The 26510-nt window shown below is 45.8% G+C and carries 28 protein-coding genes; 22 read left to right on the forward strand and 6 right to left on the reverse strand.

All coding sequences use genetic code 11. The annotated features are described in order from the left end of the window. The first annotated feature begins 11 nt into the window (after positions 1 to 11). Positions 12 to 1457, forward strand: coding sequence for a monomeric [FeFe] hydrogenase (locus tag P22_RS07470; RefSeq protein WP_235814585.1), 1446 nt, complete (start codon positions 12 to 14; stop codon positions 1455 to 1457). Positions 1458 to 1543: 86 nt separating this feature from the next. Further along, complete coding sequence (locus P22_RS07475; RefSeq protein ID WP_054259612.1) at positions 1544 to 2230, forward strand: DUF2225 domain-containing protein; 687 nt, start codon at positions 1544 to 1546, stop codon at positions 2228 to 2230. Positions 2231 to 2279: 49 nt separating this feature from the next. On the opposite strand, the gene P22_RS07480 is transcribed toward P22_RS07475, so the two are convergent. Then, a complete protein-coding gene (locus P22_RS07480) occupies positions 2280 to 2783 on the reverse strand; it encodes a flavin reductase family protein (RefSeq protein WP_054259613.1) in 504 nt (167 codons plus the stop codon). Positions 2784 to 2900: 117 nt separating this feature from the next. After that, positions 2901 to 3992 (reverse strand): 3-phosphoserine/phosphohydroxythreonine transaminase, encoded by a 1092-nt coding sequence (gene serC, locus P22_RS07485; protein ID WP_054259614.1) that lies wholly within the window; start codon positions 3990 to 3992, stop codon positions 2901 to 2903. Positions 3993 to 4260: 268 nt separating this feature from the next. Here serC and P22_RS20435 point away from each other — a divergent pair, with 268 nt between their 5' ends. The 3 genes from P22_RS20435 (at position 4261) to P22_RS07495 (ending at position 7393) form a co-directional block, all read left to right on the forward strand. Then, the gene (locus tag P22_RS20435; protein WP_156318883.1) at positions 4261 to 4398 is read left to right on the forward strand and encodes a hypothetical protein; all 138 of its coding nucleotides are present in this window, start codon (positions 4261 to 4263) and stop codon (positions 4396 to 4398) included. A gap of 145 nt (positions 4399 to 4543) precedes the next feature. Next, entirely contained in the window at positions 4544 to 6127 is a 1584-nt protein-coding gene (gene serA / locus P22_RS07490) for a phosphoglycerate dehydrogenase (protein WP_054259615.1), read from the forward strand. An 18-nt stretch (positions 6128 to 6145) separates the two neighbouring features. After that, positions 6146 to 7393, forward strand: coding sequence for a DUF1015 domain-containing protein (locus P22_RS07495; RefSeq protein ID WP_054259616.1), 1248 nt, complete (start codon positions 6146 to 6148; stop codon positions 7391 to 7393). Between the two features lie 172 nt (positions 7394 to 7565). Here P22_RS07495 and P22_RS07500 read toward each other — a convergent pair whose 3' ends face one another. After that, positions 7566 to 7877: a hypothetical protein gene (locus tag P22_RS07500; protein WP_156318884.1), complete on the reverse strand. Its 312-nt coding sequence runs from the start codon at positions 7875 to 7877 to the stop codon at positions 7566 to 7568. A gap of 36 nt (positions 7878 to 7913) precedes the next feature. Between P22_RS07500 and P22_RS07505 the strand changes: the two genes are divergently transcribed. Then, positions 7914 to 8783: an NAD(P)/FAD-dependent oxidoreductase gene (locus P22_RS07505; RefSeq protein ID WP_054259618.1), complete on the forward strand. Its 870-nt coding sequence runs from the start codon at positions 7914 to 7916 to the stop codon at positions 8781 to 8783. Here P22_RS07505 and P22_RS07510 read toward each other — a convergent pair. Then, on the reverse strand, positions 8759 to 9814 hold the full coding sequence (locus P22_RS07510; RefSeq protein ID WP_054259619.1) for a YkvI family membrane protein: 1056 nt from the start codon (positions 9812 to 9814) through the stop codon (positions 8759 to 8761). The two genes, P22_RS07505 and P22_RS07510, sit on opposite strands and share 25 nt — an antisense overlap. Before the next feature lie 323 nt (positions 9815 to 10137). Between P22_RS07510 and serS the strand changes: the two genes are divergently transcribed. The 10 genes from serS to rsmI all read left to right on the forward strand — a co-directional run bounded on the left by serS (position 10138) and on the right by rsmI (position 18546). Further along, complete coding sequence (gene serS, locus P22_RS07515) at positions 10138 to 11406, forward strand: serine--tRNA ligase (RefSeq protein ID WP_054259620.1); 1269 nt, start codon at positions 10138 to 10140, stop codon at positions 11404 to 11406. Between the two features lie 175 nt (positions 11407 to 11581). After that, entirely contained in the window at positions 11582 to 11812 is a 231-nt protein-coding gene (locus P22_RS07520; RefSeq protein WP_054259621.1) for a FeoA family protein, read from the forward strand. A gap of 15 nt (positions 11813 to 11827) precedes the next feature. After that, a complete protein-coding gene (locus tag P22_RS07525) occupies positions 11828 to 12040 on the forward strand; it encodes a FeoA family protein (RefSeq protein ID WP_054259622.1) in 213 nt (70 codons plus the stop codon). A 200-nt stretch (positions 12041 to 12240) separates the two neighbouring features. Further along, entirely contained in the window at positions 12241 to 13713 is a 1473-nt protein-coding gene (locus P22_RS07530) for an aminotransferase class I/II-fold pyridoxal phosphate-dependent enzyme (RefSeq protein WP_054259623.1), read from the forward strand. Continuing rightward, a complete protein-coding gene (locus tag P22_RS07535) occupies positions 13714 to 14391 on the forward strand; it encodes a dTMP kinase (RefSeq protein ID WP_054259624.1) in 678 nt (225 codons plus the stop codon). It abuts the gene before it with no gap. 284 nt (positions 14392 to 14675) lie between these two features. Beyond that, positions 14676 to 15122, forward strand: coding sequence for a YaaR family protein (locus tag P22_RS07540; RefSeq protein ID WP_054259625.1), 447 nt, complete (start codon positions 14676 to 14678; stop codon positions 15120 to 15122). Positions 15123 to 15135: 13 nt separating this feature from the next. Further along, entirely contained in the window at positions 15136 to 16152 is a 1017-nt protein-coding gene (gene holB / locus P22_RS07545; protein WP_054259626.1) for a DNA polymerase III subunit delta', read from the forward strand. Continuing rightward, entirely contained in the window at positions 16124 to 16939 is an 816-nt protein-coding gene (locus P22_RS07550) for a PSP1 domain-containing protein (protein ID WP_054259817.1), read from the forward strand. Before holB ends, P22_RS07550 begins: the two co-directional genes overlap by 29 nt. Beyond that, complete coding sequence (locus P22_RS07555; RefSeq protein WP_054259627.1) at positions 16929 to 17678, forward strand: tRNA1(Val) (adenine(37)-N6)-methyltransferase; 750 nt, start codon at positions 16929 to 16931, stop codon at positions 17676 to 17678. The genes P22_RS07550 and P22_RS07555 overlap by 11 nt, the downstream gene beginning before the upstream one ends. 4 nt (positions 17679 to 17682) lie before the next feature. Further along, positions 17683 to 18546: a 16S rRNA (cytidine(1402)-2'-O)-methyltransferase gene (gene rsmI, locus P22_RS07560; RefSeq protein ID WP_054259628.1), complete on the forward strand. Its 864-nt coding sequence runs from the start codon at positions 17683 to 17685 to the stop codon at positions 18544 to 18546. Here rsmI and P22_RS07565 read toward each other — a convergent pair. After that, the gene (locus P22_RS07565) at positions 18543 to 18797 is read right to left on the reverse strand and encodes an AbrB/MazE/SpoVT family DNA-binding domain-containing protein (protein ID WP_054259629.1); all 255 of its coding nucleotides are present in this window, start codon (positions 18795 to 18797) and stop codon (positions 18543 to 18545) included. The two genes, rsmI and P22_RS07565, sit on opposite strands and share 4 nt — an antisense overlap. 311 nt (positions 18798 to 19108) lie before the next feature. On the opposite strand from P22_RS07565, the gene metG reads away from it, so the two are divergent. The 5 genes from metG (at position 19109) to rsmA (ending at position 24443) form a co-directional block, all read left to right on the forward strand. Continuing rightward, positions 19109 to 21019 (forward strand): methionine--tRNA ligase, encoded by a 1911-nt coding sequence (gene metG / locus P22_RS07570; protein ID WP_054259630.1) that lies wholly within the window; start codon positions 19109 to 19111, stop codon positions 21017 to 21019. 8 nt (positions 21020 to 21027) lie between these two features. Beyond that, the gene (locus P22_RS07575) at positions 21028 to 21804 is read left to right on the forward strand and encodes a TatD family hydrolase (protein WP_054259631.1); all 777 of its coding nucleotides are present in this window, start codon (positions 21028 to 21030) and stop codon (positions 21802 to 21804) included. 168 nt (positions 21805 to 21972) lie between these two features. Next, the gene (locus P22_RS07580) at positions 21973 to 22959 is read left to right on the forward strand and encodes a 3D domain-containing protein (protein WP_054259632.1); all 987 of its coding nucleotides are present in this window, start codon (positions 21973 to 21975) and stop codon (positions 22957 to 22959) included. 109 nt (positions 22960 to 23068) lie between these two features. Next, on the forward strand, positions 23069 to 23623 hold the full coding sequence (rnmV, locus tag P22_RS07585) for a ribonuclease M5 (RefSeq protein WP_054259633.1): 555 nt from the start codon (positions 23069 to 23071) through the stop codon (positions 23621 to 23623). Continuing rightward, positions 23601 to 24443: a 16S rRNA (adenine(1518)-N(6)/adenine(1519)-N(6))-dimethyltransferase RsmA gene (rsmA, locus tag P22_RS07590; RefSeq protein WP_054259634.1), complete on the forward strand. Its 843-nt coding sequence runs from the start codon at positions 23601 to 23603 to the stop codon at positions 24441 to 24443. The genes rnmV and rsmA overlap by 23 nt, the downstream gene beginning before the upstream one ends. Positions 24444 to 24511: 68 nt before the next feature. On the opposite strand, the gene P22_RS07595 is transcribed toward rsmA, so the two are convergent. Next, positions 24512 to 25300, reverse strand: coding sequence for a glycosyltransferase family 2 protein (locus P22_RS07595; RefSeq protein WP_054259635.1), 789 nt, complete (start codon positions 25298 to 25300; stop codon positions 24512 to 24514). 264 nt (positions 25301 to 25564) lie between these two features. Between P22_RS07595 and yabG the strand changes: the two genes are divergently transcribed. Next, positions 25565 to 26446 carry a sporulation peptidase YabG gene (gene yabG, locus P22_RS07600; protein WP_054259636.1) on the forward strand — a complete coding sequence of 294 codons (882 nt, stop codon included), beginning with the start codon at positions 25565 to 25567 and terminating at the stop codon, positions 26444 to 26446. The last annotated feature ends 64 nt before the right edge of the window (positions 26447 to 26510 follow it).

The following is a 26510-nucleotide window of genomic DNA, read 5'->3' on the forward strand; positions in this document are numbered from 1 at the left end:
GGATGTGGCTCATGTTGCATGAAACCGAAATTACTCAAATCAGACGGAAAGTATTATGTGCACTGTCGAAATTAACCTTTACTAATCGCTTGGAGGATCATGTGCAGGAGATTTTAGAAACGGTTGTTACGGAAAACGGCTCCCGTTATCGCTGCTGCATTCATAAGGAACGGGCGGTTCTCAAAGAACGAATCAATTTGGCATTAAGTCAGCCGATGTCCCTGCCTTTAACGGAAGCGGTGCGCCAGGCCCGCTCCGGTTATAATCCGGACATGCCGGTTGTTAATGTCATTCCGGAGGCATGTGATCAGTGTCCAATTGATAAATTTATTGTTACCGATGCCTGCCGTAATTGTTTGGCCCATAATTGCATTGCCAGTTGTCCGAAGAAGGCGATTAAAGTAATACAAAACCGGGCTTATATTGACAAAACGATCTGTGTAGAATGTGGTTTATGTAAGCGTTCCTGCCGGTATGGCGCTATTATTGAGATCGGGCGTCCCTGTGAAAGAGCCTGTTCCCTGGGAGCCATTACTGCAGGGCATGACCGCCGGGTAAGCATTAATTATGATAATTGCGTGGCCTGCGGCAGTTGCAAGCTTGCCTGCCCTTTTGGCGCTATTGACGACCAGTCTTTTATTGTGCAGATTATAGACGCTCTTAAATCATCTGCAAGGGTTTATGCTATGCTGGCTCCGTCTTTTGTAGGACAGTTCGGTGTAAAAATAAAACCGGGACAAATCAGTAATGCATTAAAACAGGCCGGTTTTTATGCTGTACGTGAAGTAGCGGTCGGGGCGGATGCCGTGGCGGCGGCTGAAGCCAGAGAGTTTCATAATACGGTGCCGGAGGAAAAAAGCTTTATGACGACATCCTGTTGTCCGGCCTTCGTCAATTTGGTGGAAAAGCATATGCCGGACTTAAGGAAACATGTATCTCAGACACCTTCGCCGATGGTTATGCTCGGAAAAATGATCAAACAGGAAGACCCGGAAGCCATTATTGTATTTATTGGTCCTTGCACGGCCAAGAAAGAAGAAGCGAAAAAATCCGGCATCGTTGACTATGCATTAACCTTTGAAGAAATTGATGCTTTATTGGCCGGAGCGGGGGTTTGTTTAGCGGATATGCCGGACGATCAATATGTAAGCCAGGCTTCCTATAGCGGCAATTTGTTCGCATGTGCCGGCGGGGTTGCCAAAGCCGTAGTCAGTGCGGCTGCCGATCTGGGATTGGATAGTTTCATAACCACCGAACGTTGTGACGGCCTGGACAATTGCAAAACTATGCTGGCTCAGTTGAAACGCGGCAAGGTAAAAGCCGAACTACTGGAGGGTATGGCCTGTCAAGGAGGTTGTGTAAACGGACCGGGGACAATGGCGGATTGCCGGGTTACTGCCAAACAGTTAGAGCGGTTTGCCTTTCAGGGGTCTGGTGCTGCCGGCAACTATCGGTAAAAAATTGCTGTATTTTGAAAAAAATAGAACAATTATGTCTTGGACCTCCCGAAGATTTGTGGTAAGGTATAGGAGGAGGGGAAGACATGACTGGTTTTTTATATGAAGTGGAAAAAAACTGCCCGGTATGCGAAGAAAAGGTAATGGTAACCAAGGTGCGGAGCCGTTTGACCATGGTAAAGCAGGATACCGATTTTTGTACTTATTATCAGGGGGTTAATCCTTATTACTATACGGTCTGGGTGTGCCCTCATTGTGGTTTTGCCGCGTCGGAAGCAGATTTTGGCGGATTGGTTCATGATAAAGTGAAAACATTTTTACAGGGGAAAAAAGTGAATATAAATTTTTCCGGTATCCGTACGCGTGAGCAAGCTTATAACGCCTACCGGCTGGCCATTTTTTACGGCGATATGGCCGGCATACAGGCCAGTAAGTTAGGTGGATTATATCTGCGGCTGGGCTGGCTGTATCGTGAAGGTGAACAGTTGGAAGAAGAAAAAGCTGCCTTGGCTAAGGCGGCCGAATATTATGAACGGGCGATGACGTATGAACGTATGCCGATTGGCGGTATGTCAGAAGTTGCGCTTATGTATTTATTAGGCGAATTGTTCCGGCGTACCGGTAAACTAGAGGAAGCTCTGCTGTTTTATAACCGGGTGGTTGCCAATCCTCAGGCCAAGATGGAGAAAAGAATTTTAGAACTGGCCCGTGATGCCTGGCAAGAAACGCGAGAATTAAAAAAGAAACGGGAAGAAGCAAAGTCCCAGGAATAAAAAAGCTTCCGGCACCGACGCCGGAAGCTTTTATTCCTGAAATCATTCGTCAATAGTCAATATAGGAAGCTACGATTTCACCAAAATATAATGTATGATAATCACCGCTAGGATAACAGGCGGACTGGTCGGCAGCGGCTAATTGTTCCGGTATCATTTCCTGTTTATAGATGACTTTGCACTCATAATGCAATCCGCAATCGGCAATGACCGGAGTGCTTATTTTTTTTGCGGCAACGGTTTTTAGTCCGGCAGCAGCAAATTTATCCAATTCGCGTCCGGACTTGGAGCCGCAAATGCCTAAAGCCCTTCCCATATCCTTAAAAGGAATGCTTACGGTGAATTCATTGCTTTTTTCAATCAGCTCGTAAGTATAGCGCGAAGGCCTTACCATGACCATAAAAACCGGTTTTTGCCAGGCAATGCCGATGTTTCCCCAGCCAATAGTCATGGTGTTGATTTTGTTGTTGCCGGCTGTAGTTAAGAAAGCACCCTTACGCAATATTTCCAGTGCTTTGGCCGACAATTCATTGTAGGTAACATCCCTGCTCATTTTTCATCCTCCCTATTTGTCAAAATATATTGGCCATGGGCACCAGAGTATATTCGGTGTTCAGGCCGTATTTCCTGTTGTTGTAGCACGGGGGACAACGGCTGTTGTTTCCCCGGATTAACCGTGTTTGCGGCAGAATTCCTTCATGAAATCCCGCAAAGCCCGGCAGCCGTCAACAGGCATTGCATTATAAATGGAAGCTCTCAAACCTCCTACCGAGCGGTGTCCCTTGAGACCGGCCATTCCGGCAGCAATTGATTCGGCAACGAATAGTTTTTCCAGTTCTTCATTTGGTAAACGAAAAGTAATATTCATTATGGAGCGGCTGCTTTTATCGGCGTGACCACGGTAAAAACCATGACTGTCATCGATCACGTCATAGATTAGCTTCGCTTTGGCAAGATTGCGTTGCTCTAAGCTTGCCAGACCACCCTGTGCCTTGATCCAGCGCAGGACCAGATTCAGTAAATAGACCCCGAAAGTCGGCGGCGTGTTGTACAAGGAATGGTTGGCGGCATGTGTTTCATAACGCAACATGGTCGGAATAGTTTTAGGATTGTTTTCCGCCAGATCTCTGCGGATGATTACGGCGGTAACCCCGGAAGGGCCGAGGTTTTTCTGCGCCCCGGCATAAATAAGCGCAAATTTGGAAGCATCAAAGGGCCGGCATAAAATATCGGAAGACATGTCGGCGATTAAGGGGATGTTGCCGCTGAAATTGGGCAGTTCCCTCCATTGAGTACCAAATATGGTATTATTGGACGTTATATGGATATAGGCGGGATTATCGCTAAGTTGAATTTCTGCCAATTCGGGAATGCGACGGTAATTGTCTTTTGCAGTTGTGGCGGCTATATGGGTTTGACCGACTAGTTTTGCTTCTTTTAAAGCTTTTTCCGACCAGACTCCGGTTAAAATGTAGTCGGCCGTACGCCTGGGTGTGAGGAAATTAAGCGGGACCATGGCAAACTGCGTGCTGGCACCTCCCTGTACAAACAGCACCTGGTAATCCTCACCAAGGCCGAGCAATTCTTTTAAATTAGCCTCTGCTTCGTTGTTAACGGCTTCATAAGGCTTAGAGCGATGGCTGATTTCTAAAATAGACATTCCGGTGTCATTAAAATTTAATAGTTCGCTTTGTGCCTGTTCCAGCACATCTACCGGCAGTACAGCCGGGCCGGCATTAAAATTGATAATTCGGTTTGACAAAACAATACCCTCCTAAAAATTTCCTGAGCGGCGAATCTGTCTTAAGCATATAATTGATGCAATTTTTTGCCGGTGGCAATTATGATAATAAATCATATCACTATTCACCAAGGTTTGCAAAGAGAAAATTAAGATTTTCGGCAATTTTGTGAGTGAAATGTTTTTTTTGAACACACACTTGACTTTAGTAAGTGGATACACTATAATTGAATTGAAAAGTGAATGTACTCATGAAGTGTATAGTTTTTTGCTTTTGAGGGTAAACACAATGAAGGAGAAGCCAGAGGTTTGGGTGCTGCAGAGAGCCGGTGGAAGGTGTAAACCGGTGTGCCGGCCGGATGGTTCCGCTCCGGAGTGGCTGGTGACGAATTATGACGGGTTCCGCCCGATACAGCGGTCAAAGTAGGCTGTGAATACAGCAAGCTGGGTGGTACCGCGGGAATTTAGTCTCGCCCCAATTGTGGCATTGGGGCGGGGCTTTTTTGGTTTATACCGGGGGACTTGGTAGAAATTGCCCGGTATTTCATTTTAAGCAGTTAGGGAGGTCGAGTATGAAAGTTTTAGTTAGTGATCCGGTGTCGCCCCAGGGAATTGAAATTCTGCAAAAAGAGTTTACGGTGGATGTCAAAACCAAGCTTCCTCCGGAAGAACTGATTCGAATTATTCCTGAATATGATGCGCTGGTAGTTCGCAGCGAAACCAAAGTGACTAAAGAAGTAATCGAAGCCGCCGTCAAATTGAAGGCGATCGGCCGGGCGGGCGTGGGAGTTGACAATATTGATGTGGAAGCTGCCACACAAAAGGGGATTATTGTCATGAACGCACCGGAGGGTAACACTGTTGCGGCTACCGAACATACCGTTGCGATGATGATGGCTATGACACGCAATATTCCTCAGGCTTATTCTTCTATGAAACAGGGGGAATGGCAGCGCAGCAAGTTTATCGGCGTAGAGGTTCGTGGCAAAACACTGGGAATTGTTGGTTTAGGCAGGATTGGTAGCGGTGTAGCCAAGCGGGCTATTGCCATGGAAATGAATATTGTGGCTTATGATCCGTTTATTACTACGGAACGGGCAAAGGCATTAGGAATTGAGCTTAAAGACCTGGATGATGTGTTTGCACAGGCTGATTTTATAACATTGCATTTACCGCTAACACCGGAAACCAAAAATCTGGTAAATAAAGATGCGTTTGCTAGAATGAAAAAGGGTGTCCGGATTATTAACTGTGCCCGCGGCGGAGTCATTAATGAGCGTGACCTGGCTGCGGCCATAGATGCCGGGATTGTGGCCGGGGCTGCCGTTGACGTATTTGAAAAAGAACCGGTCAGCCCGGATAATCCGCTTTTAAAATCCGATAAAATTGTAGTTACACCGCATTTAGGAGCATCAACCAAAGAAGCACAAGTCGGTGTTGCGGTAGATGTTGCTCACGGAATTATCGCAGCCTTAAAAGGTGAACCGGTAGCGACGGCGGTCAATATGGCTCCCATTCCGACCCACGTTTTGGAGAGAATTAAACCTTTCTTTAACCTGGCGGAAAAAATGGGCTGCCTGGCAGTCTATCTGGCTGACGGGCGAATTGATTCAATCCAGGTAGAATATCACGGCGAAATAACCGAAGTGGATACCAAAATGCTGACCACTGCCATGGTCAAAGGTGTACTCAATCCGGTACTGCAGGAAACCGTAAATTATGTCAATGCACCGGGAATTGCCAAAATGCGCGGAATTAAAGTAACAGAAATCAAAAATAAGCATACAGCCGATTTTGCCGATTTGATTACGCTGAAAATTAATAGTGATAAAGGGCAGCATACGATCGGCGGGACATTGTTCGGTCAGGAAGGCCGTATTGTTGCTATCGACGGACACCGGGTGGATGTTGATCCGCGGGGCTGGCTGATGATCAGTCCGCATATCAACCGTCCGGGCATTATCGGCAAGGTCGGTACGATCTTAGGGCAGGAAAACATCAATATTGCCAGCATGCAGGTTGGCAGGACCTCTATTGAAGGGACGAATATCATGGCTTTGGGCGTGGATGCCGATATTCCGCCTGAGGTATTGGCAAAGATTAAAGCGGTAGATGGTATCTTTGGCGCTAAGCTGGTGAATTTTAATGCTGGTTAATAGACAGGAGGAACAATTATGGCAGTAATTAAACCTTTTTGCGGACTGAGACCGGCGCCGGAATTAGCGGTTAAAGTTGCCTCGCTTCCTTATGATGTAATGGATTCGGAAGAGGCACGGCTGATAACCAGTCAAAATCCATATAGTTTTTTACGGGTGACCAAGTCGGAAGTTGATTTGGATAGAGCTGTGGATATTCATTCTGAAGCTGTGTATCAACAGGCGGCGCAAAACCTGCAAAGGTTCATTAAAGAAGGTATTCTCAAACAGGATGAAAAGCCTTGCTTCTATATATATAAACAGCGTATGGGTGAACATATCCAGATTGGATTGGTTGCCGGTGCGTCTGTGGCGGAATACCAAACCAATATCATCAAAAGACATGAACTGACCAGGCATGATAAGGAGCACGACCGGGTTAACCATATTACGGTAACAGAAGCGCAAACCGGGGCTGTATTTCTCACCTATAAAGCTGATCCGCTGATTAATACGCTGATTGCCAAATGCATGGAACAGCCTCCAGTATATGATTTTACGTCTGAGGATGGAATCAGCCATACATTGTATGTGGTCTCGGATGCTGCTGAAATTGCCGCTATTGAACAGGCGTTTAGTAAAATTCCGGTTATGTATATTGCCGACGGGCATCACCGCTCGGCAGCGGCGAGCAGGGTGTGCGACAACTGGCGGAAAATAAACGATAGTCCCCAAGAGGAGTTTAACCGTTTCCTGGCCGTGATTTTTCCCCATGATATGATGTATATTATGGATTATAACCGTGTAGTTGCGGATTTAAATGGTCTGTCGTGCGTGGAGTTTCTTGCCGCCGTAAAGCATAAGTTTACAGTGGAGGAATACACTGACGGGGCTTATAAACCACAACGGACGCATGAATTCGGCATGTATTTGCAGGGGAAGTGGTATAAGCTGACCGCCCATGCGGAGCTTATTGATGCGAATAATCCGGTAAAAAGTCTGGATGTGAGTATTCTGCAGGAGAACCTTTTGCAGCCGCTTCTTGCTATCCGGGATCCACGCAGCGACAAACGGATCCATTTTGTCGGCGGCATTCGGGGAACGGGTGAACTGGAAAGATTGGTAGACAGCGGAAATTTTGCCGTAGCGTTTTCTTTATTTGCTACATCTATCGAAGAACTTATGGCGATTGCCGATGCCGGACAGATTATGCCGCCAAAATCCACCTGGTTTGAACCCAAACTGCGTGATGCCATGGTAATCCATGTAACTCCTAAACCTAAATAGTAATAAAGCAGTGAAACCCGGAGGCGATGTTTCCGGGTTTTTTATGTCCGGCAAAATAATTGATAATAAATATCATTTAAGAAGGATTTTTGGTGGAACATGTAAAATACATAGCAGAGACGACGTAATATATAATACGCTGAATTCCTGCATATCCTTAGTATGCTTTGTACTAGGAGGTTTTTTGCCCGCTGGATATATCTTCTATGCTATGCTGTGACTCAATAGGTTGAATGGTAACGGGAATACCGCCGGTATAGGGTGCCAGGATATTAAAGGTCAGAATAATTGCCAATCCTATTATCCCGGAGGTCAGGCCGACGGCTAAACCAATAAAGGCACCGCCGCTCAGTCCAACGGTTTCGTAGTTCATGACCGCTAGAATTAATCCCAGTAAACCGCCTAGTACGGTTCCGGCGGTAAATAAAAGTAAAAAGACTGGAATGCAGGATACGCGGGTAATGTTATGATTGTAGTCAGACAAAATCATTCACCCCTTATTTTTTATTTGGAGGTCATTATGGAAGATCAAAAATTTGATATTGCTGTTATTGGCGGCGGACCGGCCGGTTTATCGGCAGCACTTACCGGCCGGGTTCGTAATAAACAAATCGCGTTGTTTGAACATATGAATCATAGTGAGAAGCTGCAAAAAGCACATATTATTGATAACTATCTGGGGATGCCTAAAATCACAGGGCCGGGAATGATGCAGCAATTTGTTGCACACTGCATGGCGCATCAACCTACCTTAATTAAAGAAAAGGTGGTTACCGTATTTCCGGGCGAGGATATGTTTACCTTACTGACTCCGGTTAATACTTATGAAGCACGGACAGTTATTTTAACGACAGGCGTGGTTAGCACAACGCTGTTCAAAGGAGAAAAAGCCTTTTTAGGGCGTGGTGTCAGCTATTGTGCCACCTGTGACGGTATGTTTTATAGGGAAAAGGATGTGGCGGTTATTTCCTATACCAGTGAAGGGGAGCAGGAAGCGGAGTATTTAGGAGAAATATGCCGGAATGTTTTCTATTTTCCTCAGTATAAGCCGCAGCCTACCGCTATGCGTTCCGGAGTATCCATTATTACAGCGCGTCCATGCTCCATTGAAGGGGATACTCAGGTGGAAAAACTGATTGTGGACCAGGGGGAATATAAAGTAAACGGGATCTTTATCATGCGTCAGTCCGACCCGGTCGAAAATATTTTGCCTGGCCTTGAACTGGAGGGAGAAGTAATTAAAGTCAACCGGGATATGTCTACCAATATACCGGGAGTTTATGCCGCCGGCGACTGTACCGGCAAGCCCTGGCAGATTGCCAAGGCTACTGGAGAGGGACTGGTGGCGGTGCTGAGCGCAATCAATTATTTAGATAAAAAAGCCAAATAACCAAGTCTGACAATGAAATATAACGCCAGATAACCGACTGCCGGAAAAACCCAGGAAATTAACACTGAAAATCCCAATTGGCTGCAGAGCATGCCGGTTGCAATAATAATCAGGCTACATAGAGGAAAGCTTAATTTAGTGACATGACTCAATTGACCGGCACAAGCGTACAGGGTGGTAGCTGCGGTTGTATACATAGCGATCAAAAACATACATACATAGGAAGTGGAATTTATTTTGTGCTGCATGCCGGCAATGTGGAGCATAGGGATTTCATAATTGAGGATATCCGGACAATGGATCATGACGATGATGGCAATAAAGCCGGCAAGGATAGTAATGAGAAAGCCGCCGGCAATACTTCCCCAAAAACGCAGCTTGCGACTGCGGATGTGGGGACCCAGGGGCGCCAGTACGGTGGAACCTATAATTAGGTTATAGGATACATATAATATACTGGCGATCAGCCAATGGCTGCCGTTTTGGGGATCGTACGGAACTACATTGACCAGCATATCCGTAGAGAGTCCATGATAGGCGAGGGAATATATGCCGACGGACAATGTGGATAAAGTCAGTAGTGGCAGCATGCCCATATTCATTACGGTAATTCCCCGAATGCCGTATAATACGGTACAAAAGGCCAGTATCCCGATGACGCCTGTTCCCAGTGAATAGGGAAGATGAAAGTGGTCCTGGAACATGGTTCCGGTTCCGGACAGCATGATCGTCAGTACGCTAAATAAAAAAACGGTGATGATGCTGTCGAGAAATAAAGCTGCTTTTTTTCCGCAGGCATAATACAGTAACTGGTGATAGCCAGTAGCGTTCAGGCGATGTCCCAGTTCCAAAATTCTGTAGCCCAACCAGGCAAAGAGGATTCCGGCCAGAATAATTCCCCCGAAGCCAACAGTTCCATATACGACAAAAAATTGCAGTAATTCCTGTCCTGAAGCAAAACCTGCGCCAATAATGGTGCCGGCATATGCCGATGCAATCTTTATTACATCCAGTAGGTTTTGGCTGCGCATAGCCAATACCTCCTTTACCCGTACGATTCGGATGAGAAACCATGGTCGTTTATATAAACAATACTTTTTATAGCTGAGGTTTATGCCGGTATTTTTACAAATTATCGCAGAGGTATGTTGCAGTTAAAAAAACAACATGCAATTTGTTTACGCTTTACAATATTTGGCGTATATTGTAAAATATATTAGGATAGAATATTCGTGAATTGTAAGCGGTTCTTAAAAACTGTTAGCATGATGTTGAACGGTAACGCCCGTTTGCGGGAATATGCTCTCGTCCCTCGATCATAGGCGAGAGTTTTTGTTTTAGGAGGATAAAGGATATGCTGGATATTAAATTTATTCGCGATAATACGGAGAAAGTACGTCAGGCGCTGGAAAATCGTTCTGCTTCCCAGAATTTGGATGAGTTCATTAGGCTGGAAAAACAGCGACGTGAATTGTTAAGTGAAGTGGAAGGCCTTAAGAATAAACGGAATGTCGTATCACAGGAAATCAGTAAGTTGAAAAAAGCCAAAGAAAATGCCGATGAGTTAGTTGCTGAGATGAGAAGCGTAGGTGGCCGCATTGCCTTTCTGGATGCCAACATCCGGGAAGTGGAAGCCAAAATCCACGATATTGTCATGAATATTCCCAATGTACCGCATCCTTCGGTTGTGGTTGGGAAGGACGAGACCGCCAACAAGGAAATGCGCCGCTGGGGAACACCCCGGGAGTTTGCAGAAGAACCCAGAGCTCATTGGGAAATTGGTGAAAAACTGGGCATACTGGATTTTGAACGCGGGGGCAAGGTAACCGGTGCGCGGTTTACTTTTTATCGCGGACTGGGAGCCCGTCTGGAACGTTCGCTAATTAACTTTATGCTGGATTTACATACCCGTGAACACGGGTATACGGAATTTTTTCCGCCGTTTATAGCTAATAAGGACAGCATGACCGGAACAGGACAACTGCCCAAGTTTGCGCAAGATATGTTTAAGCTGGAAGGTCTGGATTATTATTTGATTCCTACGGCGGAGGTTCCGATTACCAATCTGCATCGTGGTGAGATACTGGACGCTAAAGATTTGCCTTTTTATTATACGGCGTACAGTGCCTGTTTTAGGGCGGAGGCCGGTGCTGCCGGCAGGGACACCAGAGGGTTGATCCGCCAGCATCAATTTAATAAAGTGGAACTAGTGAAATACAGTCTGCCGGAAGAATCGTATAATGAGTTGGAAAAACTGACGGCCAATGCCGAACATGTACTTCAACTTTTGAATTTGCCGTACCGGGTTGTGTTGCTTAGTACGGGGGACATGGGATTTTCTTCAGCCAAGACATATGATATTGAGGTATGGCTGCCCAGCTTTCAAGCTTACCGTGAAATTTCCTCCTGCTCTAATTTTGAGGATTTTCAGGCACGGCGGGCCGATATCAAATTCCGCCGCGGACCAAAAGAAAAACCGGAATTTGTACATACATTAAACGGCTCCGGCCTGGCAATTGGCAGAACAGTGGCGGCCATTCTGGAAAATTATCAGCAGGCAGACGGTTCGGTGGCGGTTCCGGAAGCATTGCGTCCGTATATGGGAACCGACGTCATCAAATAGATACATTGTCATACAGAAAAATACAGTCAAATCCAGCCAGGATTCGGCTGTATTTTTTTGTTTTTATCATTTGCCTGTTGACAGGCAGCCAATACAGTCAGTATAATAAATATGAATATTTGATAATGAGTATCAATATTTACTGTGTGCTTGAAACGTTTAGGGGGTATGCTGCATGTCTAAACATTTAAATGAATTAAAACCCGGTGAGAAGGGAGTCGTGGCGAAAGTTAAGGGGAACGGACCGGTTTATCGCCGTATGGTAGATATGGGCATTGTGCCGGGTGCAGATATTACCGTATTGAAATTTGCACCATTGGGTGACCCTATTGAAATTAAGGTAAAAGGTTTTAACCTTTCATTAAGAAAAACAGAAGCAGCGATGATTCAGCTGGAAGGGGCTTAACAAAGGAGGATCATTATGCCGCTGACTATGGCTAGTCCCGGAAAAGAAGTTAAAGTTGTTGATATCAGAGATTGCGGTGATATCCGCAGGCGTTTATTGGACATGGGGCTTGTTAATGGTACGGCTGTTCGGGTGATTAGCCGCAATGCTTCATCTTTACTAATTGGGGTGAACCACACCAGACTCGTTCTTGATTTTGGGTTGGCATATCGAATTCTTGTTCAATAGCAAGATAGTAAGTTGTTAATGCGGGCGTGTTCCAAAAGGAGCACGCCCTTCTGGTGTTGCCGGCATGATTAATTGATGATTTTTAATAGGAAAGAATTTTAGCTGACAATTAACTTTTTCTATCATTATGACGATAAAATAGGATATAATAGTCGAGGAAAGAAGATCAGCCAAATTTTAACAACCATTGGAGGGATACTATGCACTCCAGACAGACGGATACACCATTACTGAAAGCAATGCAAAAATATGTAAATGACAGGGTTATGCCGTTCCATACTCCGGGGCATAAAATGGGCAAAGGTATGCACCCGGTACTGGGGACAGTACTGGGGCGTGACACACTGGCGTTGGACCTGGCGCTGATGGAAGAAATGGATGACTTGCATGAACCTCATGGCTGTATAAAAGAAGCACAGGATTTAGCGGCCCAATTGTATGGGGCGGATCATAGTTTTTTTGTTGTCAACGGTACAACCGGTGGGATTTATGCCATGATTTTGGCAGTAGCCGGTCCGGGGGATACCATCATTGTTCCGCGTAATGCCCATCGTTCTATTATTGGCGGCATTATCCTCAGCGGTGCAATACCGGTCTTCATGCAGCCGGAAGTGGATCATGAACTTGGATTGGCCATGGGAGTGACTCCGGAGACGGTAGCCGCAGCCGTGCGCTTACATCCGGAAGCCAAGGGCGTTTTAGTTATTAATCCGACATATTACGGTGTGGCCACGGATTTGAAGCGAATTGTGGATATTGTACACCAGGCGGGCATGGTGGTTATGGTGGATGAGGCCCATGGTCCGCACCTGAAATTCGGCAAGGGGCTGCCGGTCCAGGCACTGGATGCCGGAGCGGATATATGTGCCCAGAGCACACATAAAATTATTGGTGCTATGACGCAGTGTTCAATGGTTCATTGCCGGGAAGGGCGTATACGGGTACCTCATTTAAAATCCATGATGCAGTTGGTGCAATCTACCAGCCCTAACTATATTTTGCTGGCATCGCTGGATGTGGCACGTATGCAAATGGCCACGCAGGGGTATGAGCTGATCGACCGGGCTGTCCACCTGGCGGAATGGACCCGCCAAGAAATCAATACCATTCCGGGACTATATTGTTTTGGTGCCGAAAAAATCGGCAATCCCGGTGTATACAGCATAGACCCCACGAAAGTAACGGTTACAGTGAAAGGAATCGGTCTAAAGGGAGCGGAAGCAGAACGGATCTTGCGCCACAAATATAACATTCAGGTAGAACTATCCGATATGTATAATATTTTATTTCTGATTACGTTAGGCGATCATGAGGAGGAAGCACGCGCTTTGGTGAAAGCACTTAGTGATATGGCAGCGCATTATTCCGGACAGAGTAATTTTGCGGTTATGGATGATGTGTACAGCAGCACAAGTTATCCGGAGCCGCCTGAAGGCGTTTTATCACCGCGCGAAGCTCTTTTTGGCAATACGTGCATGGTTCCTTTTAGTGAATCGGCCGGATTCATTTGTGCCGAAATTGTCACCTTTTATCCGCCTGGCATACCACTGCTGTGTCCTGGAGAACGGATTACTCAGGAAATCATAGACTATTGTACACAGCTTCAGGCCGCCGGGCTGCATATTTCCGGGCCGGAGGATTATACACTAAAAACAATTAAAGTGGTGGACTAAATGAAAGGAAAGTTAATTATTTTAGAAGCCGGCGACGGGAGCGGCAAAGCAACGCAAACTGCGAAACTTTGTCAGCGGCTGGAAAATGAACAGCATGCTGTTAAAAAGGTGGAATATCCTAACTATCAAAGCCAGTCGGCAGCACTGATAAAAATGTACTTGCAGGGGAAGTTCGGCAGTACGCCGGATGCGGTTAATCCTTATGCTGCGTCCGCTTTTTATGCGGTCGACCGTTTCGCTTCCTACAAAACCGACTGGGAGACGTTTTATCAGCAGGGCGGTATTGTAATCTGTGACCGGTATACAACATCTAATATGGTACATCAGGCGGTGAAAATTGACACTCAGGAAGCAAGGAGCAATTTTTTGGACTGGTTATGGGATTTTGAGTTTAAGAAAATGGGATTGCCGGTTCCGGATGGCGTTATTTTTTTAGATATGCCGCCTGCGTACAGCCGGAGTTTATTAGAAAAACGTCACAGTAAGGCCGGATTTTCCACGCAGGACATTCATGAACGCGATCAGGAGTATTTAGAAACCTGCTACCGCTGTTACCGGCAAATAGCCCAAAGGTATCACTGGCATATTGTCAATTGTGTAAAAAACGGTATATTGCAAAGTGTCGATAACATTCATCAGGACGTATACCGTGCAGCAACGCTTATATTGGGAAGTTAGTACCGTGTGTCATGTAAAACATTAGATTAGAGATTGCAGGGATTTTTTCGCCCTGCAAGGCGGAGGAGCGAACCGCATATCGGACATATATAAGGCGACGACAACGAAGCAGAGCGGAAAAAGACTGTAAAATAATCCATGCTTTTAGGTGACGCACGGTACTAGCATAATGGACAGTATGGTGGGATTTGCTTATTTTGCTTAAAACAATTATAATGAAATGAGTACTACTATATATTCGGTATGGTTATTCAGTCAATATCAATAGAAAGGCAGGCTCTTTTGTGAAAATTAATAAGATGGGAACAGGCAGTTCGCTTCCGGTCACTGAGCGTGACAACAGCGGAAAGACGGAAAAAACGGATGGCCATTTTGCTTCTGATCTATTGAATATACAGGATGGGCAGTCTACGGAACGGCTGAATTCGTTACTTGAACAAATTACCGAACAGGGAAAAAAGCTGGCACAAGTTCCAACTTATTCCGAACTGAAGACTTACCGGGAACTTGTCCGGAATTTTATCGGTGAGGCAGTAGGCCGCATGTATAATCTTAAATCTCAGCCCGGATGGGACAGGTACGGCCGTCAAAAAGTATATACCGTTATAAAAAAAGTCGATACGGCATTGGAAGCGTTAGCTGAAGATGTCCGCCACGGACAGAAACGCCAATTGGAGATTATGGCCAAGCAGGATGCTATCCGTGGTATGCTGGTAGATTTGTACATGTAAGGATGGAGTTTACGTGAACTGGGATATTGTGATTGGCCATACGGATACAATACAAAATCTTAAGGCCATGTTAGGCGCAGGGCGCATGCCGCATGCGCTTTTATTTGCAGGTCCTGAAGGCATTGGTAAAACCCTCGTAGCCAACATTCTGTCGGCGGCCTTGTTATGCAGCGACAGTATCAGGCCGTGTGGAAGCTGTCTTTCCTGCCGGCAAATGATTCAAGGTGTTCACCCGGACTTTACCCTTGTACAGCCTGATGGTGCCAGTATCCGTATTGAACAGATCCGGGCTTTGCAGCATCAGGTTTCGCTGGTGCCGTATCTCGCCGGTCGGCGGGTTATTATTATTGAAAATTCAGAAAAGATGACGGCGCAAGCAGCTAACAGTTTGCTGAAAATTTTGGAAGAACCGCCGGAGCATGCCGTATTCATCCTTATTGCGGCCGGAAAGCAGATGCTGCTGGATACCGTCCTGTCACGGTGTCTGGTAGTGCCTTTTTATCCCGTTCCCTGGCAACAATTAGCTGTTGCACTGGTTGACAGAGGATATCCGCAAGAACAGGCGGAAGTGGCCGCGCGACTGGGAAATGGCCGTATGGGGACAGCACTGCATTTGCTGGAGCCGGATGGAATGCGCTTGCGTGATAAGGCTTTCGAGTTTCTGACAGCTTTGCATAGTTCTGAAAATCTGTTATGGACAGCACCGGCCGAGTGGGAGAAATTCAACCGGCCGGAGATCATAGCCATACTCCGGCATTGCAGTTTATTGCTGCGGGACATGTTGGTTTATAGCCTGGTATTGGATACGGCAGTCGTGTTTAATCTCGATTTGTCCCGGCAGTTGGCGGAACAGGCTGCATATTGGCGGCAAACTTCATTATTGTCTGCTTTTAAAGAGATAACCATAGCTGAAAAAGCAGTTTATGCTAATGGAAATATACGATTAATTATAGAAGCATTGCTAATTAAATTGAGGGAGCTGGCGAAAGGAGGAATGCATGTTGCAGGTAGTAGTTGGAGTACGATTTAAAAAAGCGGGTAAAATTTATTATTTTGATCCGGGCGACTTTAAGCTGGCTCCTGGGGATCATGTGATAGTAGAAACTGCCAGAGGTCTGGAATTTGGCGAAATTGTTATCGGTGCCCGAGAAGTCGCTGAAAAAGACATCGTTGCACCGCTGAAAACGGTACAGCGCAAGGCAACGGCTGCGGACACGGAAAAGGTAAAGGACAACCGGGCAAAAGAGGAAGAGGCGTTTACGCTGTGTGCGCAAAAAATCGCAGCCCATGGTTTACCAATGAACCTTGTGGATGTGGAATATACATTTGATGTGAATAAAATTATTTTTTATTTTACGGCCGATGGCCGGATTGATTTTCGTGAACTGGTAAAGGATCTGGCCGCTGTTTTCCGTACGCGTATTGAGCTTCGCCAGATTGGTGTAAGGGATGAGGCCAAAATGATGGGGGGGATTGGTTGTTGCGGGCGGCCACTATGCTGTGCGACCTTTTTGGGAGATTTTGAACCGGTGTCCATTCGTATGGCAAAAGATCAGAATCTGTCGCTTAATCCTACAAAAATTTCCGGCATTTGCGGGCGTTTAATGTGTTGTCTGAAATATGAAAGCGACCGTTATGGTTCTTCCAGTAAAAAAATTGTCCCCCCGGCTATAGGGGTTGAGGTTGTTACCATCGAGGGAGAAGGTAAGGTCATAGCAATTAACAACAATAAAAAAATGGCAACTGTGGTTCTGGTGGATGGTAAAACGGTAGATATAGCATGGGAAGAAGTAGTGGAAAAAGAAAATGAATGCTGAAAGGCTTTATCCCGGTGAGCGGATAGATGATTTGCAGATTAATAATCTAAAAGTTATTCAACATCGAGAAGAATTTTGTTTTTCCTTAGATGCTGTGTTATTGGCTCATTTTGCCACTGTACGTCCGGACGACAGGGCAGTTGATTTGGGAACGGGAACCGGTGTTATTGCATTACTGTTGACTGCGCGGGGTATTAACTCGATAACAGGTGTTGAACTTAACGGCTTAATGGCTGACCGGGCCGTACGCAGCGTTCAGTTAAACAGGCTGGAAGAGAAGATCAGCATTCTGCAGGCTGATTTACGGACATTAAAAGGAGTATTGCCAGCGGGGGGATACGGATTGGTAGTTTCCAATCCTCCCTATCGCCCGGTTGGCGGCGGGTATCTTAACCCGCGGGACAGTATGGCCATGGCACGCCACGAAATTACGGCCACGTTAATGGATGTGATTTTGGCAGCCCGCTATTTGGTAAAATATCGGGGCCGGTTTGCCATGGTTCATTTACCTGAACGGATGCCGGAAATATTGAAAGTTATGAGCGATGCGGGAATTGAACCGAAACGCCTGCAATTGGTATATCCAAGCTGCAGGAAAAGCCCCAATATGCTGTTAGTCGAGGGGATACGGGGAGCAAGGCCGGGGCTTAAGGTATTACCGCCGTTTATTGTATACCGGGACGACGGTGGTTATAGTGAGGAATTTTTGACATATTATAGTGCCATGTTGGGCAGGTGAGGATATGGGACAGAAACCGGGAACGGTTTATTTATGTGCGACACCGATTGGTAATTTGGAAGACATGACCTTCCGGGCAGTGCGCATACTTAAAGAGGCAGCCGTTATTGCTGCGGAAGATACCCGGCATACGCGCAGGCTATTAAGCCATTTTGACATTCATACACCGTTGGTCAGCTATCATGAACATAATAAGCTTAACCGTGGCCCGGAACTGATTACGCGTCTGCTCCGGGGCGATGATGTTGCTGTGGTTAGCGATGCCGGTATGCCAGGGATTTCCGACCCGGGAGTGGATCTGGTGAAACTGGCGGTTGCGGCTTCAATTCCTGTCGTACCGGTACCGGGCGCTAATGCTGCTTTGTCCGGTTTGGTCTGTTCCGGGATTGACGCAACCATTTTTTCTTTTCTGGGATTTTTACCGAAGACAAAAAAGAAACGGCATGATCTGATAACAGCTTGGTCTAACCATCGCCACACGCTGGTTTTGTATGAAACACCGTACCGTCTGCAAGAGACACTGGCTGAATTGCAGGAGTGCTGGGGAGACCGTCGGGCGGTGGCTGCCCGGGAACTTACCAAAAAATATGAAGAATTTATTCGCGGTTCCCTGAGCAGTTTACAGGAACATTTTACACAAAACCCGCCGCGGGGTGAGTTTACACTGATTATCACAGGCCAACAGGAAAATGTGCCTGTAATGCAAAACAGCAATGATGTATCGGTTTATCAATTGGTTATGCAGTCGATTGATAATGGAGATAACAAAAAAGATGCCATCCGTAAGGTGGCATCTGAACTTGGTTTGCCTAAGCGAGAGGTATACCAAGCGGTTGTCGGGCATGAAGCCGGTCAACCGGAAGATTAAATTGCTTTTGCAGTCATAGCATCCAGACATTCTTTGCAAATGTTTTTATTTTTAAATATGGTTACCTCGTCAGCGTTACCGCAAAATACGCAAGCGCAGGAAGGTTCATATTTCCGCAGGATAATCCGATCGTTGTCCACGTAAATTTCTAAAGCGTCTTTTTCTTCTATATCCAGCGTGCGTCTTAATTCGATGGGAATAACAACTCTTCCCAGCTCGTCCACTTTTCGTACAATACCAGTTGATTTCATAATGTGAGCTCTCCTCTCAATTACAACATTATTCGACAAAATCTGTCTAACTAAATGATACCAAATGTTACAATACTTGTCAACCTTATTTTTCCATAAGGAAATATTTTTTCCAAAAAAGTATATATATTGTTTATAGTGGACAGCTGTTTTTGTCGAATAAACACATATTATGACGAATAAGAGGTTTGACAAACGATTCTCCATTGTCTATAATTGGAAAAAGAAACTTGGCTTATTTGTCGAAAAAATGGTATAAAAGAAAAGGAGTTTTCCGGCTACTTTTTGCATAGTTATAAAGGAGGATTTCCATGGATAAAAAGACGTTTTACATTTCTACACCCATTTACTACCCCAGTGACCGGCTGCATATCGGCCATGCGTATTGTACCACGATAGCCGATGCCGTTGCCCGCTACAAGCGCCTGGCAGGTTTTGATGTATTCTTCTTGACCGGATCGGATGAACATGGACAAAAAATCCAGCGTAAAGCACAGCAAAATAATATTACCCCTCTTGAGTATGTCGATCATATTGTGGCATCGTTCAAAAAACTCTGGACGAAGCTTAATATTTCTCATGACGATTTTATCCGCACGACCGATCAGCGGCATCATGAAGTCGTGCAGGCTATTTTTCAGAAAATCTATGATCAGGGCGATATTTACAAAGCCTCTTATGAAGGCTGGTACTGTACACCCTGTGAAACATTCTGGACGGAACGTCAGCTGGTTGATGGAAAATGTCCTGATTGCGGCCGTCCCGTAGAACTTTTAGGCGAGGAAAGCTATTTCTTCCGCATGTCCAAATATCAGGACCGCTTGCTTACATTTATTGAAGACAATCCTGATTTTATTCAGCCGGTTTCCAGGCGCAACGAGATGATCAATTTTATCAAAAGCGGTCTGGAAGATTTGTGCGTTTCCCGAACCACCTTTGACTGGGGTATTCCGGTGCCTTTTGATACTAAGCATGTTGTATATGTTTGGTTTGACGCGTTGACAAACTATATCACTGCAGCCGGTTATTTGCATGACAAAGAGAAGTTTGCAAAATACTGGCCGGCAGATATTCATTTGGTGGGTAAGGAAATTGTCCGTTTTCATTCCATTATCTGGCCGATTATCCTGATGGCGCTGGGAGTGGAATTGCCGAAAAAAGTGTATGGCCATGGCTGGCTGGTGGTGGAAGGGGATAAAATGTCCAAATCCAAGGGCAATGTAATTGATCCTTTGGAATTGATTGATGAATTTGGCGCGGACTCCATCCGTTATTTCCTATTGCGTGAAATTACTTTAGGGATGGACGGAAATTTTTCGCGAGAAGCGTTAATTAACCGGATTAACGCCGATTTAGCTAATGATCTGGGAAATTTGCTGCATCGTACGCTAAATATGATCAATCGTTTTAACGGCGGTTTGATTGAAACTCCCGGCGCAGTTGAAGAAGTGGACACAGCGTTAATTGATTTGGCACAGCGTACGGCGGCCGACTATGAGATTTTAATGGAAAACATGGATATTAATGGTGCCATTAAAGAGGTATGGGCGTTGATCAGCCGCACCAATAAATACATTGATGAGACAGGCCCGTGGGCGCTGGCTAAGGACCCGGCAAAAAAGGAACGGTTACAGACTGTGCTGTACAATCTGGCTGAGACACTGCGTATTGTTGCCATTTTGATATCGCCTTTTATGCCGTTTACTTCTCCGAAAATTTGGCAGCAGCTGGGCATCCGGTCTGATTTTGGGAAGGTTACTTTGCAAGACGGACAAAGCTGGGGAGGTTTACCTGCCGGAACAAAAGTGGCGAAACCGGAACCAATTTTCCCGCGGATAGAAGACAAAGGGGAACCGGCTGCAGCGGCAGAAGACAAAACGGAGAAATCTGTACCTGCCGTTCCGGAGATTACTATTGATGAATTTGCTAAGATGGATCTCCGGGTGGCCAAAGTTTTGGCAGCAGAGAAGGTTAAAAACGCGGATAAGCTGTTGCTGCTTACGGTTGATTTAGGTACGGAGCAGCGTTCCATCGTATCCGGTATTGCCAAGCACTATGCGCCGGAGGAACTAGTCGGGCAACATGTAGTGATGATTGTTAATCTGAAACCGGCTAAGATACGTGGCATTGAGTCACGCGGCATGGTTCTGGCTGCGTCCTCTGATGATAAATTAACATTGGTAACGGCTAAGGATATGTTGCCGGGAAGTAAAGTAAAGTAGGTGCCGCTATGTTATTTGATTCGCATGCGCACATTGATGACGAAAAGTTTGCTATGGAGCAGGATAATATCGTAGCCAGAGCGTTGGCGAATGAGGTTACCGGGATAATCAATGTAGGGGCTTGTATGGAATCCTCACGGCGCTCTCTGGAACTGAGCAGGAAATACCCTCAGGTTTATGCTGCAGTTGGCATTCATCCTCATGATGCCAAAGAGGCGAAAAGGAAGGATTATGAACAATTGGCTTTATGGGCGGCAGAGCCTAAAGTGGTTGCCATCGGTGAGATTGGGCTGGATTACTATTATGATTTCTCCCCCCGGGATGTGCAGGAAGTAGTTTTTGTACGTCAGTTGGAGGTAGCCAGGCAGTGTAATAAGCCAGTCATCATTCATGACCGGGATGCACATCAGGATACGATGCATATTTTGAAACATGAAGGTAAGGGTGTTTGTGGTGTCTTGCATTGTTTTTCCGGCAGCCTGGAAATGGCTAAAGAGCTTATGAAAATGGGTTTTTATATTTCTTTCGGCGGGCCGATTACTTTCAAGAATTCGGTGAAACTTAAGGAGATTGCCTGTCAGGTTCCGCTGGACCGGTTGTTGGTGGAGACGGATTCTCCTTATCTAACGCCGCATCCTTATCGGGGTAAACGAAATGAGCCAGCTTATGTACGGATTGTGGCAGAGGAAATTGCCCGGTTAAGGAATATGGATTTAACAGAATTGGCCCGAATAACCTCCGACAATGTCCGGAAGTTATTCAGGATTCCTCCCGTGGGTAACTAACATACGGCATGCTCGCTGAACTACGGCATTTCCCCGGGGAAATTGCCGTAGTTTTGCATAAAAAGGATAATATTTACATATAATTATACTGCATAATGTCTTTAGCGCGGTTGACAACCCAGGATATTTATGGTATATTCCACAAGTGCCAAAAAAAGGAGGAATTGAATGACCGACTTTCAAATCACTCAGTTAAAATTGAGCCGAAAAACAATAGTAATGATCAGTGTGCTGCTTGTTGCGGCAGTGCTTGCGGCTGGTTTTGCCTGGGCGTATAAGAAGGTAGAGATTATTGCAGACGGTAAACAAATGACTGTAAATACATTATATAATAAACCAGAAGATGTGTTAGTTCAAGCAAAAGTAACAGTAGGACCTCAAGATGAATATCGTATGTCTACCCCAAAACTGGATAATGATACTGTAATCACAATTTACAGGGCTATTCCGGTATCATTTATCTACCAGGGGAAAACACAGTCGATTGTCACTGCCAAACCAACCGTTGGTGAAGTGGCAGCCAGTCTAGGGGTTTCCCAGGAGAACATCCGGCTGGAACCGGCTGCAGATACGCCGGTTCAAAGTGGAATGCAAATTAAGGCAACCATTTTGTCCGAAAAAGTAGTTGAGCGACAGGAAGCGGATTTGTTTACTGTCACACGCCGGCCTGATTCATCCCTGGAAAAGGGTGCTGAGGTAGTAGAACAAGAAGGCCGGGATGGAATAAAAACGGTTGTTGTAAAACAGCATTATGCAGATGGGAATCAAGTCGCGGAAGAGGTAATGGCGGAGAAAATAATTGAACCGTCCACACCTAAAATTATTCGTGTTGGCACACGCGACACCGTTGAGACTTCGCGCGGCGCAATGCGTTTCCGCCGTACGGAAGTTATGGAGGCTACAGCCTATAATCCCTGGGATGGATCAGGGGCAGGCATTACTGCGACCGGAATACGGGCACGTCACGGTATTGTGGCGGTAGACCCGGATGTCATTCCGCTGGGCTCGAGAGTTTTTATACCGGGTTATGGTCTGGCTTTAGCGGCCGACACCGGAGGCGCTATCGTGGGAAATCGCATTGATTTATGCATGGATGCCTATTCGGAAGCCATAGCGTTCGGCAGAAGGACGGTAAAAGTATACGTGCTGGAATAACAGGGCTTGCCCTGTTATTCTTTTTACTAAACATTAGAGACATGTTACAATAAAGAAACAGCAGGTAGGTGTGGGATAAAGCCTGACATTGGATTAGGAGATAGGGAAGTTGATTAAAGAGATTATTATTGTAGAGGGAAAACAAGACATTCAGGCTGTAAAGCGGGCGGTAGAAGCGGAATGTATTGCTACCGGCGGTTTTGCCATGTCACCGTATACGATGCAAAAAATCGAACAAGCATATGCCAAGCGTGGGATCATTATTCTTACCGATCCGGATAGTGCCGGTGAGCGGATACGCAGTTTTTTGAGTAGGCGTTTTCCCGAGGCCAAGCATGCATTTGTAGCTCTTTCGGAAGCTACAGCCAACGGGGATATTGGAATTGAACAGGCTTCCTGTGAAGCCATCCGGGAAGCTTTGAGAAAAACCCGGTATCTGGAATGGCAGCCCCAAGAGGAATTTTCCGGGCAAGATATGCTGCGTTCCGGATTAAGCGGTCATCCTAATGCTGCCGCCAGACGGGCTATATTGGGTAAGAAACTTGGAATTGGTTATGCCAATGCAAAAAGTTTTTTATATCGATTAAATCATTATGGTGTTACCAGAGCCGATTTTACGCAAGCGATAGAGGAGATGGACAATGATTCAGCCGACAATAGCTAAAAAAGAGGTTACTTTACATATTTTAAGAAGCTTTGGTATACACATGAGTAAGAAACTTGGGCAGAATTTCTTAATTAATGAACAGATAGTAAGGGGAATTGTCCAGGCCGCTGATATTATCAGCGGTGAAGCGGTACTGGAAATCGGTCCGGGCATCGGGACACTTACCCAGGGACTGGCTGAGGCCGGTGCGTCGGTTACGGCGGTGGAAATTGACCGTCATTTGCTGGATGTACTGGCAAAAACACTCGCAGGATACGATAATGTCCGGGTGGTGCATGGCGATATTTTACGGTTGGATATTGCCCGGGAAATGAAGACGGAAGGATATAAAGTAGTGGCTAATTTGCCCTACTACATTACAACGCCGATTATTATGGGATTGCTGGAACAACGCTTACCATTGAAGCTCTTGGTAACTATGGTACAAAAAGAGGTGGCGGAGCGGATGGTAGCTTGCCCGGGCAGTAAGGAATATGGCGCTTTATCGGTGGCCGTTCAGTATTATACGGAACCGCAAATCATGTTTATGGTGCCACCGTCTTCTTTTATTCCGCCGCCGGCGGTCGATTCTGCCGTTATCCGCTGTACGGTAAGGAACCAGCCTCCGGTTAGTGTATATAACGAAAACTTATTCTTCCGGGTGGTAAAAGCAGCTTTTTCCCAGCGGCGGAAAACATTGCTGAATGCTTTAAAAACCATGGGCAGGCCGGCAGACGAAATAAAAGCATGCCTGCTTAAAGCCGATATTGACGGTAGGCGGCGCGGTGAAACCTTAGGTCTGTCGGAATTTGCCGCTATTGCCAATACCCTGGAATAAGAAACGATCTGGTTCTTCATGAAGGACCAGATCGTTTCTTATTCCAGGGTCAGTAGCAAAATTTTAAGCTAACTATTTTTTAAAAAAAGGTCCAGCAGGTCAAAACGGCGCTCGCTGTTATATCCTTGGTAGGTTTTGGACTGATATTGGCGGGTACGCGGTTCATTGCGGAAAACTGCAATGGCTTCCAGGCAGTCTCCGACAATAGTGTCAATAATCTGATTGGTATGAATTTGATTTTTTATGGAAGAACCCAGTTGGTAATGAGGAATAGTGGTTGCAATATCAATTTTAAGTTTATTCAACCGGGCAAGTGCCATAGGAACCGGAGGAATAGCCAGCTCCCGGAGGGGAATTAACTCCAGCAAACGTTTGGATACGGCATGTGGTCCATGGGCCGGTGTGGCCAAATTGATCTTTTTTTCCAACCCTAGTTCTTTATTGAGGTTGAGACGCCATTGAAAAGTCGGATTATAACGTTCTAAATGGCGGGGTGGAGATGGATAACAATTGGTTAGTGCAATGTCCAGATGCCCTAATAATACTCCGTCAATAAGTTCAGATAAATTTTCGTTGAAAGTTCCCACCATATCGCCGTCTACAAAGACAACGACATCACTGCCCAAGGATAACGCTACTTTGGCTCCAATGGAACGTGGAATGTCAATTCCCAGACATTCATGAAAATAGATAATCTGCAATTTGGGGATTCGCAACTGCAAAACTTCGTGCATGGTTGCGTCAATGGATCCGTTGGCAATCAGAATGATGTGGTCAATCGGTAAGGTGGCCAGGTTTTGCAAAACGGTTGTGATACGGCCTGCTTCATTTCGTGCCGGAACTACCATAGTAATCATGCGCCATCACCTCGTAAAATGGGAGTGCGGTGCATTGTGACCTAGCTCGAAAGAACTGGTGCCAAATTAGGTATGACACGGATAGGGTCACAACAGAATTTATTCAGTATAGTATATTGAAGGCTAGCGATAAATGCCACCGCTGTGGGAGAAATAGCTGAACGATTGGAATCCCCGCCGTTATCCGTCATACGGTGTGACCAATAAAATCTGTTCTACATAGTATGTAGTAGATAGATGCTGAGCAGATGGGAGGGGACAGAAATGTCTTCGATTCAGATCGGTGATTTGGTCATTCGCAAGTCTCATGGTGGCGACGTGATATTTAAAGTTGCTGATATATATATGGATCCGGCGGGAGGAAAGCCGCTTACGGTACTCAAGGGAATGCATCTCAGACTGCTGGCTGATGCACCGGTGGAGGACCTGGAAAGAATTGATGCCGAACATTTACGGAATGAAATTGTCAGAATGGAAGGAATGCACAACGAAAGTTTAAAAAGGGTCATGATGCGCAGAAGCCTGGAACGGGAAAATTTTGAATTGCACCGTTCGGAGTCTTCCAAAAAATATGATTTTTTTGATCTGCCCGGGAGGGTTTTACACATCGATGGTGATGAAGAATATCTTAGAATGTGTTTGAAAACGTATGGACAGCTTAATATTGAGGCGGTAGGCCGGTGCATTGAGGAAACGAAGCAGCCCGATGCAGTGATCGGATTAATAAATGAATTCCGGCCGGACATCTTGGTTTTAACCGGCCATGATGCTTTGATCGGCAGTGGCAAGAAGAGTTTTAAAGACATGAATAATTACCGCAACTCCCGCTATTATGTAGAAGCTGTCAAAAAAGTACGGACATTTGAACCTGACCGGGATGATTTAGTCATTTTTGCCGGTGCTTGCCAGTCGTACTTTGAAGCCATTTTGGGTGCTGGTGCCAATTTTGCCAGCTCGCCTACAAGAATTTTTATTCATGCTTATGACCCGGTGTTTATTGCCGAGAAAGTTGCTTTTACTCCGATCAACCGCACTGTTGATGTTGGAGATGCAATTAGTGCTTCCGTTACCGGCATTGAAGGGGTTGGTGGCTTAGAAACCAGAGGAAAATTTAGGCTGGGTCTTCCTAAAACCCCCTACAAATAGTGAAAAATAAACATATGCAAAACAACCGTTGTGATAAACAATGGTTGTTTTGCGTTTATGCATA

This window comes from Propionispora sp. 2/2-37 (assembly GCF_001298735.1).
Classification (GTDB): domain Bacteria; phylum Bacillota; class Negativicutes; order Propionisporales; family Propionisporaceae; genus Propionispora.